We start from the raw sequence: 13,890 nt of genomic DNA on the forward strand, positions 1-13,890 counted from the left end.
CGGCGGGGCGACTACGCGGTGCGGTCCGCGATCGCGTCGACGACGCGGTCGACGGCGTCGCCAACGTCGTCCGCGTCGACGTCGAGGTGCGTCGTGAACCGCGTGGTGTGCGTGTCGAACTCGACGCATCCGACACCGGCGTCGTCGCAGGCCGCGACGAGGTCGCTCGCCGTGATCCCGGCCCGTTCGGTGTCGACGACGACGATGTTGGTGTCCGGCTCGGGGGCCGCGACGCCGTCGACCGCGTCCAGTCCCGCGGCCAGCCGCTCGGCGTTGGCGTGGTCGTCGGCGAGTCGGTCGACGTTCTCCAGCGCGAGCAGCCCCGGCGCGGCGATCATCCCCGCCTGTCGCATCCCGCCGCCGAATAGCTTCCGGACCCGGCGGGCCTCCTCGATGAACCCCGCCTCGCCGGCGAGTATCGAGCCGACGGGGGCGCCGAGGCCCTTCGAGAGACAAAAGGAGACGCTGTCGACGGGAGCGACGATCTCGTCGGCGTCGACGCCGAGCGCGACGGCGGCGTTGAACACGCGCGCACCGTCGAGATGGACGGGCACGTCGGCGTCGTGGGCCGCCTCGGCCGCCGCGGCGATCCGGTCTGTGGGGACCGCCGTCCCGCCGCGGTAGTTGTGCGTGTTCTCCAGCGCTAGCAGGCCGGTTCCGGGGCGGTGGAGGTCCTCGGTCACGACCTCGGAGCGCACCCGCTCCGGGGACGGAACGCAGCGCGCGCCGGCGTCGACCGGCCGGGTCTGGACGCCAGAGAGCGTCGCCGCGCCCGCGAGCTCCCATCGGTAGACGTGTGACTCCCGGTCGAGCAGAAGCTCCTGACCGGGCTCGGTGTGGACGCGGACGGCGATCTGGTTCGCCATCGTCCCCGAGGGGACGTACAGCGCCGCCTCGGTGCCGACCGCCTCGGCGGCGCGTCGCTCCAACTCGTTGACCGTGGGGTCGTCGCGGTACACGTCGTCGCCGACCTCGGCGGTCGCGGCCGCATCGCGCATCGCGTCTGAGGGGCGCGTAACGGTGTCGGATCGGAGGTCAATGAAGTCGTCGTCGGTCATTCGTTGGCGTCGGTTCGGGGGCTGGAGAGAAATAGGTCGCGCTCGGAGGCGTCGAGCGACGGCCGGCTCCGAACCACCGAGGCCGACCGGCGGGTGTCCCGAGCTACTCTCTGCCGATCCGACGGATCAGCGGTCGTCCGGGGAGATGATCTCCGCCGATCACGACGATTCCAAGACGGTCTGCGAGGAGGTAACACGCCAGCGCGCCGAGGACCGTCGCCGGCGTGGTCAGGAGGTGCCAGCCGACCGTCGCGTCGATCGCGTAGCCGGCAGACCCCAGTCCGTCGGCGATCGCGTTGACGGCGGCCAGCACGGCCGGGTGGACGACGTAGACGCCGACCGCGTACGTTCCCCACGAGGGAAGCGGTGTGTTCGCGCCGAGCGACGGTCGGGAGAGCAGGAATAAGAACAGCGCGAGCGTCCAGGGAACCGTCGCGAATCCGTAGCTCGGCGGGAACACGTACGACCCGAACGGCTCGCCGCGTAGCGGGTAGCCGAGGAGCGCGAACTCGAGCAGGTGGAGGGCGGCGAAGACGCAGGTCAACACGAGGAGCGGCCGGCTTCGCTCACGCGACGGCTCCAGACCCCGCTCGGCGACCGCGTACCCCAGGCTCGCGTAGAAGAAGCCGAAGAAGAGCGCGTCGCGGACCTCGAACGGGACGTGGACGTACGCGCCGTAGCTGGTACCCAATATCCCGACGACGTGAAACGCGAGCGCGACCGGCGGCGCATACCGCTTCAGACCGGCCGACGCGAACGCCGCGACGAGGAACAGCGAGACGAACAGCGCGGGGATGAACCAGAGCACCTCGGAGACCGACGTGCCGTAGTAGAGCAGCTCGACCGGGTCCCCGAACTCCCTGAGCGCGCTCCCGACGGTGGGCCCGACCGATTCCCCGCCGGCCGCGGCCACGGCACTTCGGCCGACGAGGAACGTCGGCGCGGCGAGCGCGAGACCGAAGACGTACAGCGACCCGAGCGTGCCGGCGCGCCGGAGGACGCACTCCCGCACGTCGCGTTCGGCGGTCTGTTTCGCAAAGAAGTACCCGGACGTGAGGAAGAAGAACGGCACCGCGAACCGCGAGATCGACTTGATCCCGAAGTTGACCGCGTTGCCGACGGTCCCGAGTCCCTGGAACGGGTCCGTGTGGATCATCACGACGAACACCACTGCGACGATCCGCATCGCGTCGACGCTGTGGATGCGGTTGCTCATCGGTCGCCCCTCCGTGGTCGACGAGCATGAGCGTTTCACCTCTTCGAGGTCCGCGGCGATCGGGACCGCCGCTCGCGGAGCCTCACCCGCCCCGCCGCCCACGGCGTTCGGACACTTCTTAACCCGTGCGGCCGATCCCCGTCGTATGGGAACGGAAGCCGCGGCCGACGACGCGACCGACGCCCCCGACGCGTACGACGCCCTCTTGGACCGCGTTCGACGCTGGAACACGGTCGGGAGCGCGGCCGGCGTGCTCGGCTGGGACCAGCAGGTGATGATGCCGGAGGGCGGTACGCCCGCCCGGTCGCGACAGCTATCGACGCTCTCGTCGATCCGGCACGAGATGATCACGGACGCGGAGACCGGCGAGCTGCTCGCCCGGCTCGCCGACGTCGACCTCTCCGACGAGCGGGCAGCCGTCGTTCGCGAGGTTTCCCGCGAGTACGAGCGCGCCGACGCCGTGCCTCGCGATCTGATTGAGGAGATATCGGAGACGAGCTCCGAGGCGTTGCAGGCGTGGGAGGCGGCGAAAGCCGAAGACGACTTCGAGACATTCGCCCCGTACCTCGAAAAGCACGTGGAGCTGAAGCGGGAGTACGCCGAGCACGTCGACCCCGACAGGGACCCCTACGCGGTGCTGTTCGAGGAGTACGAGCCCTGTCTCTCGATGCAGCGCACGGAAGCGATCTTGGACGAACTCCGAGAGACGCTCGTACCGCTCATCGACTCAATCCGCGCGTCCGACGCCGAACTCGCCGTCGACACCTTCGAGGGCCAATTCCCCGAAGACGAGCAGGAGGCGCTCGCTCGGGACGCGCTCGATCTGGTCGGCTACGACTTCGACCGGGGGCGGCTCGACGTCTCTTCGCACCCGTTCACGTCGGGCAACCAGTTCGACTGCCGGATCACGACGCGGTTCGACGAGTCGGACCCGCTCGCCGCGGTGGGGTCGACGATCCACGAGTACGGACACGCACAGTACGCTCTCGGACTCCCGCAGGAACGCTTCGGGACGCCGCTCGGCGACGACCGAGACCTCTCCGTCCACGAGTCGCAGTCGCGGCTCTGGGAGAACCACGTCGGACGAAGCCGCGCGTTCTGGGAGCGGTTCCTCCCGACGTTCCAAGAGCGGTTCCCCGGAACCGCCGACGCGACCGTCGAGGACGCCTACGAGGCCGTAAATCAGGTGTACGAGGACAACCTGATCCGCGTCGAGGCCGACGAGCTGACCTATCACCTCCACATCGTCGTCCGCTTCGAGATCGAACGCGACCTGGTCCGCGGCGACCTCGCGGTCGAGGACGTTCCCGAGGCGTGGAACGACAAGTACGAGGAATACCTCGGTATCCGCCCCGGCACCGACAGCGAGGGCTGTCTGCAGGACATCCACTGGAGCCACGGGAACTTCGGGTACTTCCCGACCTACTCGCTCGGCTCCGTGATGGCCGCCCAGTTGTACGCGGCCGCCGAAGACGAGATCGACGACCTCGACGCGATGATCGCCGAGGGCGAGTTCGGTGACCTCCAGAGCTGGCTCGCAGAGAACGTCCATCGCCACGGCTCTCGCTACGAGACGAACGAACTGGTGAAACGAGCGACCGGCGAGGAGTTCTCCGCGGACGCGTTCACCGATTACGTCGAGGAAAAATACGGAGATCTGTACGGTATCTGATCGACACGGGCGTGCTCACGGATTCGTCGGCGCGGCGAGAGACGGCGGTCACCGGCCGGCACCGATCAGATCTCTGACGCGAGCGACGTGCTCACCGAAGGCCGGATCGCCGCGTTCGCGGGGGCGGTCGATGTCGACGTCGATGACCTCGCGGACGCGACCCGGTTCGGCCGCCATCACCACGATCCGGTCGGCGAGCGTCACCGCCTCGGCCACGTCGTGGGTGACGAACAGCACGGTCTTTCCGGTCGACTGCCACACGTCGAGGAGTTCGCGCTGGAGCATCTCCCGCGTCTGGGCGTCGACCGCACCGAACGGCTCGTCCATCAACAGGAGAGCGGGGTCGACTGCGAGCGCCCGCGCGATGGCGACGCGCTGTTTCATGCCGCCGGAGAGCGATTTCGGATAGGTGTCGCGGAACTCGCTGAGCCCGACGAGTTCGAGCATCTCGGCCACTCGAGCGTTTCTGTCGGTCTCGGGGAGGTCGACGCGATCCAGACCGAACCCGACGTTTTCCTCGACCGTGAGCCACGGGAACAGGTGGTACTCTTGGAAGACCACGCCCATGTCGGTCGTCGGTCCCGTGACGGGCGCACCGCCGAGTCGAACCTCGCCGTCGGTCGCGTCCGCGAGCCCGGCGATGATCCGGAACAGCGTCGTCTTGCCACATCCCGATGGCCCCACGAGACAGACGAACTCCCCGCGATCGACGGCGAAGGAGACCTCGTCGAGCGCGCGGACCGGGCTACCGCTGCCGTCGTACGTCTTGCCGACGCGGTCGACGACGACGCCGTCGTCTCTTCGGTCCGGGGCGCCGTCGGTCGCCGGGTCAAGGTCGTCGGTCACCGGATCGGTGCCGTCAGTCACTGGCTCGGTGCCGTCTGAAGCCGAGTCGGGCATCGGACCGTCCTTCACGCTCGCCACACTAACACCCTCCGTTGGACCGCCCGGAACGCCACGTCGACGAGGAGGTACATCAGGCTCAACACGAGGATGTACGCGATCGCCTGATCGACTAGCAGGTTGTTGCTCGCGCGGATGATCTCGCGACCGATCCCCGGGACGCCGAAGATCTCAGAGGCGACGACGAGCATCCAGCACCGTCCGAGCCCGGTACGGACCCCGGTCAGGATGCCCGGAAGCGACGCCGGGAGGACGATCGACCGGACCGTGTCGAGGTCGCCGCGAACGCCGAGCGTCCGCCCGACATCGAGGAGGTCCGCGGAGACGTCCTCGACGGCACCGTACGCGGCGTAGAAGTTGATCCAGAACGCGCCGACCGCGATGATGAACGCCGCGCCGGCGTCGTTGATCCCGAACCACGCGATCGCGAACCCGATGAGCGCGAGCGGCGGCACCGGACGCAGCGTTCTGACGAGCGGAGCGGTCACGTCGTCGAGGGGGCCGCTCCACGCGAATGCGACGCCGACACCGACGCCGAGCCCCGTTCCGACGATCGTCCCCGGTATCCAGTGGCGGACGCTCGCGACGAGAGCCGTGGTCATCGTCCCCGACGCGAGTTCCGATCTGAACGCGTCCGCGACCGCCACGGGTGAGGGAAGCACGTACGCGGGCTGTGTGAGCGACGCGAGATACCAGATGGTCACGAAGCCGACGACGCCGACGGCACCCCGGAGCAGTCGGGTCGGATCGTCGAGGCCGAGGCCTGCGCTGAGATCGCTCCCGTCGAACCGCCCGCCGGTGTCGGTCGCCATCAGAGCGAGTCGTAGACCTCGAGGTCGAATATCTCCTCGGTCGAGAGCTGTTCGTCTATCTGTCCGTTGGCGGCCGCGAACTCCGAGAACACCTGCGTCGCGTCGGCGATCTCGGTGGGGTCGGTGATGAAGTTCGACAGCGGCGAGTCGAGCGCGCGCCGAGCCCGGTCCGCGGGCATGCCGATCCCCTCCTCGACGTGCTGGGCGGTCGCATCGGGGCTCTCGCCGATGAACTCCGTCGCGCGCAAGTGCTGTTCGAGGAACTGCGCGGCGATCGGCGACTCGCGGACCTCGTCGCTCATCAGGGTCACCGCCGCGGGCTGACCGGGCAGGATCTCCGCCGCGGTCCGGAGCATCGTGACGGACGAGCCCTCCGCCTCCGCGATCGTCGGCACGGGCTCCATTATCGAGGTGCCGTCGATCTCGTCGTTGGCGATCGCCTGCCAGACCGCGCTCGCCCCGTTGATTTCGATGACCTCGACGGCGTCGCTCGCTTCGGGATCGACGCCGACCTCTTGGAGCCAGTATCGGAGCAACACGTCGGGGACGCTCCCCTGCGGGAACGTGCCGAACCGGAACGGGCGGCCCTGTTCCTCCCGCCACGTCGCGAAGGCGTCCGCGCCCTCCGACTCGAACGTCTCGTGGAACGAGGACTCGGCCATGATCCCCATCGGTTCACGGATGTTCGCCGCGGTCACCTGCGCCGGAATCCCGCGGTCGATGACGATCATCGCCGGCACGATCCCGAACATCGCGATGTCGATTTCGCCGCCACCGAACGCCTGCACTATCGCCGGCCCGTCGGTGAACTCCTCGCCCGTGATATCGGCGTCGATCTCGGCGAAATACCCCTCTCCTTCCATCACGTACCACTGGAGATCGGGATAGATAGGCATGTGTGCGACCGTCACTTCGTTCAGCCCGCCACCGCCTCCGCCGCCGAGACAGCCGGCGACGCCGACGGTCGCCGCCCCGCCCGCGGCCGCAAGCACGGACCGCCGGGAGGTCGACGCGTGTTCTTCGTACATACCTTCACAACGAGGTCTGCGGTCAACACCCCCGCGTCACCAGCAAGAACGGCGGAGTTCGGTGACAGCGAAGATACGCCGATACGCACTTCGATGATGCTATCTGACGAGTCTACCCGCGGTATCGTCTGATATATGCGTCTCTGATACCTGTAATACTTGCGCCTCCGCTGCGTGCGGACGGCGACTCGCCGTCGTTTATGGGCCCGGCGGCCGACGGGCGGGTATGGTCTCGGAGACATTCGACCCTGACGCGTGGGAAGAAATCACAGACGAGTTCGACGACATTACCTACCATCGCGGCGTCGACGTGCCGGTCGTCCGGATCGCGTTCGACCGGCCCGAGGTCCGAAACGCCTTCCGCCCCGGTACCGTCGACGAGCTGTACGCCGCGCTCGACCACGCGCGAAAGCAGGCGGACGTGGGCTGCGTGCTCCTCACCGGTAACGGCCCCTCGGAAAAAGACGGCGGCTGGGCGTTCTGTTCGGGGGGCGACCAGTCGGTGCGAGGAGGCTCCGGTTACGAGTACCGAGACGACGACGAAGCGGGCGAAGAGGACGACCCGCTGGTCCGCGAGGCGCGCGCGGGCCGACTCCACATCCTCGAAGTGCAGCGGCTGATCCGGTTCATGCCGAAGCCCGTGGTCGCGGTCGTCCCCGGCTGGGCGGTCGGCGGCGGCCACTCGCTGCACGTGATCTGCGACCTCACGCTCGCCAGCGACGAACACGCGAAGTTCCTTCAGACGGACCCCGACGTGGCCTCCTTCGACGGCGGGTTCGGCTCCGCCTACTTGGCGAAACAGATCGGCCAGAAGAAGGCGCGAGAGGTGTTCTTCCGCGGGAAGACCTACTCCGCGGAGGAGGCCGAAGAGATGGGGATGGTGAACGAGGCCGTTCCGCACGAAGACCTCGAAACCGCCGCGATCGAGTGGGCCGACGAGATGACGAAGAAGTCCCCGACCGCAATGCGCATGCTGAAGTACGCGTTCAACATGACCGACGACGGGATGGTCGGCCAACAGGTGTTCTCCGGCGAGGCGACCCGACTGGCATACATGACGGACGAGGCCCGAGAAGGGAGAGACGCCTTCCTCGAAGGACGCGAGCCCGCGTTCCGCGACTACCCCTGGCACTACTGAATGCGACGCGCACTACGCTAACGCACCGCCGGTCGGCCGGGATCTCTCCGATGCGCCCGCGACGCGGCCGCCGCCCCCACCGACAGCGTTTTTCGGTGTCGTCGCGGATGGCGACCGTGAACGTTCGGGGGCCGATCTGCGCCGTCGGAGAGACGCGGACGGTGTCGACGTCGTACGGCGAGCGCGACCTCCGCGAGGTCCGGATCCGCCCCGACCGCGGCGCGGGCGACCCCGTCGACGTGACGCTGTGGGGGAAGTGGACCGAGACGGCAGCGCACGCCGAGACGGGGATGGAACTGCTCGTCACCGACGCCGAGGAAGACGAGTTTGGGGGCGAGACGGGCTACGCGACCACGGGCGACTCGTGGGTCGTGCTCGAACCCGACTTCCTCGTCGACGTGACCGGGATCCGGTCGTGGGTGCAGTGTCCGCGGATGTATTATCTGAACAAGCTCTCCGGGATCCCGCTCAACTACCCGGTCGTCAAGGGGACCATCGTCCACGAGGTGTTCGGCGACCTGCTTCGCGGGATGGACTTGGAGGGATCGGTCGTCGATCGCGTCGAAGAGGCAGGCCTCGAACTCGGCCTGCTTGGGTACGATCCCACGGAAGTCGAAGACGAGGTGCGGCGAAACGCGGCCGCGATCGAGGGATGGCTCGCGCAGGGAACCCTCGACGACGAGGACACGTGGCGATCGGAGTTCACCCTCATCTCGCCCACGTTCGGGCTGAAGGGACGGGCCGACGCGCTCCGGCGCGGGACGCCGGTCGAACTGAAGACCGGGAAGAACACTAAGCGTGAGCCGCGGTTCCAAGACAAGGTCCAGGCGGCCTGTTACGCGCTCATGTTGAACGAACGCGGCGTCGACCCCGACATCGGCACCCTGTTGTACACGAAGAACACCGCCGTAGAGCGCACCGAGGAGACCGGGGACCTCGCGCCGGCCAAGGAGTTCACGGTCGGGCGGGGCTTCCTGGAGTTCGTCGTCCGCGAGCGCAACGCGCTCGCCGCGATGGAGTGGCGCGCGCTCAACGACCCCGGAGAGCGACCGACGGTTCCGACGGGCTACGAGGCGGACGCGAACTGCAGCTACTGCTTCGAACAGGACGCCTGCATGGTCGTCTCCGGACGCCTCGACCAGGAGTCGAAGGCCGGACAGATCGGCACGCCAGTCCCCGACGAAGAGCGCGATTACTTCGATCGGTTTTACACCGCCATCGAGGAGGAGCGCCGCGAGACCCACGCCGAGTACCGAAAGCTCTGGGAGCAGTCTCCGGAGGAGCGCGCCGCGGACGACCGCGCGCTGATCGACTTGGAACCGATCGGACGAACCGAGATCGATGACGCCCGCTGGGAGCTTCGCGCCCGAAAGACGGGCGACGCCGTTTCCAAGCTCCGCGAGGGCGACGTGGCGCTCGCGAGCGACGGCGACCCCGTGGCCGGCCACGCCGAACTCGGTCGGATCGTCGAACTGGGCACCGAGGTCGTCGTCGAGACCGACGAGCCGGTCGACCTCCGGCGGCTCGACGTGTACCCCTCCGAGATATCCGTCGACCGTTCGCTCACCGCGCTCCACGACGCGATCTTGAAGGGGAGCGAGCGGCGCAAGGACGTGCTGTTCGGTCGGCGCGAGCCGTTGTTCCGGGTGCCGGCCGATCGACCCGCCGACGCCCCCGACGCCTACATCGACAACAACGCGGCTCAGAACGACGCCGTCGAACTGGCCGTCGACGCCGAGGACCTAGCGCTGATCCACGGCCCGCCGGGCACCGGGAAGACGTACACGATCGCGCGGGCGATCCGCGCCTTGGTCGCCGAGGGGAACCGGGTGCTGCTGTCGGCGTTCACCAACCGCGCGGTCGACAACGCCCTCGAAGCGCTCCGCGATCAGGGGTTCGGCGACGTGTTGCGCGTTGGGACTGAGACCGGCGTCCGCGGCGACATGCAGGACGTGCGGCTCGTCCAGCGCGGCGACCCGAACGAGAAGGCCGCTGAGCTGCGAGACGCGCCCGTGGTCGCCGCCACCACCGCGGCCTGCGGCTCCCGCGTCATGCGCGAGTGTGAGTTCGACGTGGCCTTGGTCGACGAGGCCTCCCAGCTCACGGAACCGGGGACGCACGCCGCGATCTCCCTCGCCGACCGGTTCGTGCTCGTCGGCGACCACGAGCAGCTTCCCCCCGTCGTGCGCGCGGAGAACGACCTCCGGACCTCCCTCTTTCAGCGGCTCATCGAGACGTACCCGGACGCGAGCGTCATGCTCGACCGCCAGTACCGGATGAGCCAGCGCATACAGGCGTTCGCGTCCGTCGAGTTCTACGACGGCGCGCTCCGCCCGGCGACCCCCGAAGTGGCCGGCCAGACCCTTCGCGACCTCGGCGTCGACCCCGACGCGCTCACCCCTGAGTTGACCGGTGGCGTGAGCTTCGTCGATCCCGACGGCGAGCGCGACGGGAACCGGAACGTCCGCGAGGCCGAACGCGTTGCGGGGATCGTCGACGCCTACGTCGCCGCTGGCGTCGACCCGGACGACATTGGCGTGATCGCGCCGTTTCGCGCGCAGGTCGCGGAGATCGGCCGCCGAACCGACGTCACCGTCGACACCGTCGACCGCTTTCAGGGGTCCTCGAAGGAGGTGATCGTGGTCTCGCTGGTCGCGACCGGCGACCTCGACGGGCCGATATTCGAGGACCACCGCCGGATGAACGTCGCTCTCACCCGGGCGAAAAAGCAACTGACGCTCGTCGGCGACGCGGACGCGCTCGCCTCGGATCCCTTCTACGCCCGTATGCTCGACTGGGCGCGGGCGTGACCCCGGGACCCGCGGGGCGGCTCGTTGCGACGACGGAGCGTCGACCGACCTCCTATCGCTCGGTGTCGTGAACACGGACCGACAGACCTCCGAAAGCGAGCCTCGGAGCACTCGGCCCGTTCCGTCTGTATACCGGATCCAAACAAGAATATATCGGAAACACAGATAGTATTTGAAATTGATATATAAGCGGATATGGACGGGAGGTCGAACGCCAAGTGTCATCACCGACCGCGGTGTCGTTTCTCCATCTGCGAGATCCGTGTCTCGCGCACGCCGACACGAGCGACAGATCGCCCGCCGACGGCGAACGCCTCGAAGAACGGAGCACTCTTTGGAAAAGACGTAGTATTCGAGATGGACACGTCCTCGGAATGCGGGCTTAATCGCTGTGTTCGGAGATCCCGAGCGAAGTGAGTGAGTAGGACACACTCTCTGCCTTCGATCGTTGATCGACGCAAGATCGGCAGGATCCAGATCTCCGGATCGAACCGGTGTTGGTTCAAATCACGTCGGGATCACGGACCGGTGGTTCACATTAGTCGCCGCACAAGAGCCACGCCAGTGGACGTTCCGTATTGGACCCTCCCGGCGTCGTACCGCGATGATCGGTGAGTGGAGGCCAGCCCGTCGATACGTAATATATTCCATACAAAAACTCCCGGAGACCGAGGGCCTCCAAATTCATAGAAAGTAGATAAGAATATAGAAATGATCGATAGTAGACTGTTATAGTCGGAGGATCCAGCCATCGCGGAACGCGGTCGCAATCGCTCGGTCTCAGTCGCCACTCCACGCGTTCGCGAGGACCGTCGTTCGTGGCGACGGATCGACCGGTCTCGCTCGACTCGTTACAAAAAACGTTGCCGTGAGAGTGACCGTGTCCGATTAGGATGACAAATGTATGTCTGTAATGGAGGTCGCTCGTTGAGCGACTCTCTCGTTCCCATTTCGAAAACAGACTATCGGACCGATCTCGTTCCGCGGCGGCGCGGTTCGAAGAGAATTGAATGATCGGTCATTAAACTGTCTGAATACATCCTATTCCTACATATGATCTGGTGGATATGGTCTCTATCCGAAAAAGTCCCGTCATTCGTTCGCAGTATGTGAACAGTTAAGTGGTGTCATGCTATGTGTGAGACCATGACGACCGAATCGAACGAGACCGAATCGCCGCGTATGCTGAAAACGGTGGAGCGGACCGCTCGGATAATCAAAGCACTCGAGACGCTCGACGGTGCCGGTGTCACAGAGCTGTCCACTCACCTCGGGATGTCGAAGAGTTCGACGTATCACTACCTAGCGACGCTTCAGGAGACGGATTTCGTCGTCAAGACCGGCGATCAGTACGAACTCGGCCTGCAGTTACTTCTCTCCGGCGAGTACGTTCGAAACCGCAACATCCTGTACCGCTACGGTAAGGAGGAGGTCGAGGAACTCGCGGAGACGACCGGCGAGTACGCGAACCTCTTCACAGAACAGCACGGCAAGGGGATCAACTTGTACAAGGTCCGCGGGAGCGACGCCGTCGGAAGCGGGTATCAGACGGACAAACTTCAGACGCGGATCGAGAACTGACGTCTCGCGAGATCGTGAAAAATGTTGATCACTCTTAAATTATCAGATTCAACTATATTATTGAGATACGACGTTTTTGATGGAACGCAGAGTCGATGTTCTCAATCAGGCACCAACCGGCGACGTCTAGACGGCTGGCAGCGAAAGCACGGATCGCGTTGCGATCGATCGGAAGTCGATCCGGGCCAACGACGAGCGTCTCAGTTGTATCTCGTGGTTGATCCTAGACGAACGACATCCAGTTGATATCCGTGTCTTTCGGAGCCGGAATCAGCGGCTATCCGGATACGCGAAAGGTTCGCGTGGTGTCTCTATCACCGCGGAAGACGTCGATCTCGACCAGATCTAACGCGGTGAAGATGCCGTTCCAATCCCGGTAGTATAGGGGGGTGTCGCTGTCGACGTAGTTCACGTCGGGGTCGGACGACGATGACTCGTGTACTGGCTCTTCAATCTCTGCAGTGACGAGGACGGTGTCCGTGATCCGAGCTACGTCTTCGAAGACCCACTCGACGTCGGGATGCAGGTGTTGTAGCGTTTCGACCGAATAAACCGCGTCGAACTGTCCGTCGTCGAACTCCTCGATGATGTCTTCTATCGAACCGCAGTGAAACGTCCCATCGGCGGCGAGTTCGGGATAGGCCTCCCGCATCGTATCGAACGCCTCTGCGTTGATGTCGACGCCCGAGAGATTCTCGAAGCCGTGATCGGCGAGGTGTGCAAGGTGACGACCCGATCCACAGCCGAGTTCGAGGATGGCTGCGTCGTGGTTGAGGTGCTCGCTGAGGGTGTCACGTATCACCTCACTCGTCTCGTTCGGACCGTAATACGCGTAGTACCCCGGTGAGTATTCGCCCGCCCGGTCTGTCCACGTGTTTCGGACGGTATCTGGATCCACGTGTAGGACCCTCCGCGGAAACGTAAAACGCCGTCGAACAGCGTCTGACTGCAAATCGTCTGTGACTCCGACGACTCCGATCCCGACACGAGACATGGGGACGGAATTCCGCTAATTATAACAGACATATTATGGAATAACAAAATGGTACTATTCCAGATATGTTTGACAACGTTTCCTCGGACCTCGCAGAAATCGGATAGGGTGTTCACAATCGATGCAATAGACTTTCCGTGTGGCACTTCTCGTGTTCGTATGACGATAGAAACTGGCGATTCTGTGACGCTTGAGTACACGGGTCGGCTCGACGACGAAACAGTGTTCGACACGTCTAGAAAAGCTATCGCCGAGGAGACGGGTCTCGCTGAGGCTCAGCCCGACCGAGAGTATGCACCGCTGACGGTCGACGTCGGGGACGAACAGGTCATCGAGGGAATGGAAGAGGGGCTTATCGGTCTCGAAGCCGGAGAGACAGAAACGCTGACGATCCCACCAGAGAAGGCCTACGGCGAGCCCAGTGACGACCGTGTTGAGGAGTTCGAAACCGCCGAACTCCGAGAGATGCTCGGCGGCCAGACGCCCGAAGAGGGCTCCTACCTCGAGGCTCAAAACGGCAGCCACGGCGAGGTCATCCACGTCGACGAGGAGGTCGTCCGTGTGGATTTCAACCCTCGCCTCGCCGGGGAAACCCTGACGTTCGACGTCGAAATCATCGACATCGAGTAAGCTACCCCACCCTACTCCCTCGCGCTACGCGCCTCGGTTCTTGAAGGT

General features: G+C 65.4%; 11 protein-coding genes. 5 read left to right on the forward strand and 6 right to left on the reverse strand.

Annotation, left to right across the window (positions count from 1 at the left end; all coding sequences use genetic code 11):
• Positions 1-11: 11 nt before the first annotated feature.
• Together ACZ45C_RS06720 and ACZ45C_RS06725 are read right to left on the reverse strand one after the other, a co-directional pair.
• The gene (locus ACZ45C_RS06720; RefSeq protein WP_460559940.1) at positions 12-1,058 is read right to left on the reverse strand and encodes a threonine aldolase family protein; all 1,047 of its coding nucleotides are present in this window, start codon (positions 1,056-1,058) and stop codon (positions 12-14) included.
• A gap of 103 nt (positions 1,059-1,161) precedes the next feature.
• Positions 1,162-2,274: an acyltransferase gene (locus tag ACZ45C_RS06725; RefSeq protein WP_460559938.1), complete on the reverse strand. Its 1,113-nt coding sequence runs from the start codon at positions 2,272-2,274 to the stop codon at positions 1,162-1,164.
• A gap of 145 nt (positions 2,275-2,419) precedes the next feature.
• On the opposite strand from ACZ45C_RS06725, the gene ACZ45C_RS06730 reads away from it, so the two are divergent.
• A complete protein-coding gene (locus ACZ45C_RS06730; RefSeq protein WP_460559936.1) occupies positions 2,420-3,946 on the forward strand; it encodes a carboxypeptidase M32 in 1,527 nt (508 codons plus the stop codon).
• Between the two features lie 48 nt (positions 3,947-3,994).
• Here ACZ45C_RS06730 and ACZ45C_RS06735 read toward each other — a convergent pair whose 3' ends face one another.
• From ACZ45C_RS06735 to ACZ45C_RS06745, 3 genes are read right to left on the reverse strand one after another with little or no spacing between them, the layout of a single operon-like run.
• Positions 3,995-4,846: an ABC transporter ATP-binding protein gene (locus ACZ45C_RS06735; RefSeq protein ID WP_460559934.1), complete on the reverse strand. Its 852-nt coding sequence runs from the start codon at positions 4,844-4,846 to the stop codon at positions 3,995-3,997.
• Between the two features lie 11 nt (positions 4,847-4,857).
• Positions 4,858-5,661 carry an ABC transporter permease gene (locus ACZ45C_RS06740; RefSeq protein WP_460559932.1) on the reverse strand — a complete coding sequence of 268 codons (804 nt, stop codon included), beginning with the start codon at positions 5,659-5,661 and terminating at the stop codon, positions 4,858-4,860.
• A complete protein-coding gene (locus ACZ45C_RS06745) occupies positions 5,661-6,689 on the reverse strand; it encodes an ABC transporter substrate-binding protein (protein ID WP_460559930.1) in 1,029 nt (342 codons plus the stop codon). The genes ACZ45C_RS06740 and ACZ45C_RS06745 overlap by 1 nt, the downstream gene beginning before the upstream one ends.
• Positions 6,690-6,915: 226 nt before the next feature.
• On the opposite strand from ACZ45C_RS06745, the gene ACZ45C_RS06750 reads away from it, so the two are divergent.
• The 3 genes from ACZ45C_RS06750 to ACZ45C_RS06760 all read left to right on the forward strand — a co-directional run bounded on the left by ACZ45C_RS06750 (position 6,916) and on the right by ACZ45C_RS06760 (position 12,218).
• Complete coding sequence (locus ACZ45C_RS06750; protein ID WP_460559928.1) at positions 6,916-7,827, forward strand: 1,4-dihydroxy-2-naphthoyl-CoA synthase; 912 nt, start codon at positions 6,916-6,918, stop codon at positions 7,825-7,827.
• A 116-nt stretch (positions 7,828-7,943) separates the two neighbouring features.
• Entirely contained in the window at positions 7,944-10,637 is a 2,694-nt protein-coding gene (locus ACZ45C_RS06755; RefSeq protein WP_460559926.1) for an AAA domain-containing protein, read from the forward strand.
• Positions 10,638-11,783: 1,146 nt separating this feature from the next.
• Positions 11,784-12,218, forward strand: coding sequence for a helix-turn-helix domain-containing protein (locus ACZ45C_RS06760; RefSeq protein ID WP_460559924.1), 435 nt, complete (start codon positions 11,784-11,786; stop codon positions 12,216-12,218).
• A 277-nt stretch (positions 12,219-12,495) separates the two neighbouring features.
• Here ACZ45C_RS06760 and ACZ45C_RS06765 read toward each other — a convergent pair whose 3' ends face one another.
• Positions 12,496-13,116, reverse strand: a complete 621-nt coding sequence (locus ACZ45C_RS06765) for a class I SAM-dependent methyltransferase (RefSeq protein ID WP_460559922.1) — start codon at positions 13,114-13,116, stop codon at positions 12,496-12,498.
• 279 nt (positions 13,117-13,395) lie between these two features.
• On the opposite strand from ACZ45C_RS06765, the gene ACZ45C_RS06770 reads away from it, so the two are divergent.
• The gene (locus ACZ45C_RS06770) at positions 13,396-13,842 is read left to right on the forward strand and encodes an FKBP-type peptidyl-prolyl cis-trans isomerase (RefSeq protein ID WP_460560665.1); all 447 of its coding nucleotides are present in this window, start codon (positions 13,396-13,398) and stop codon (positions 13,840-13,842) included.
• Positions 13,843-13,890 lie beyond the last annotated feature (48 nt).

The sequence above is a fragment of the Halorubrum pallidum genome (genome assembly GCF_055380345.1).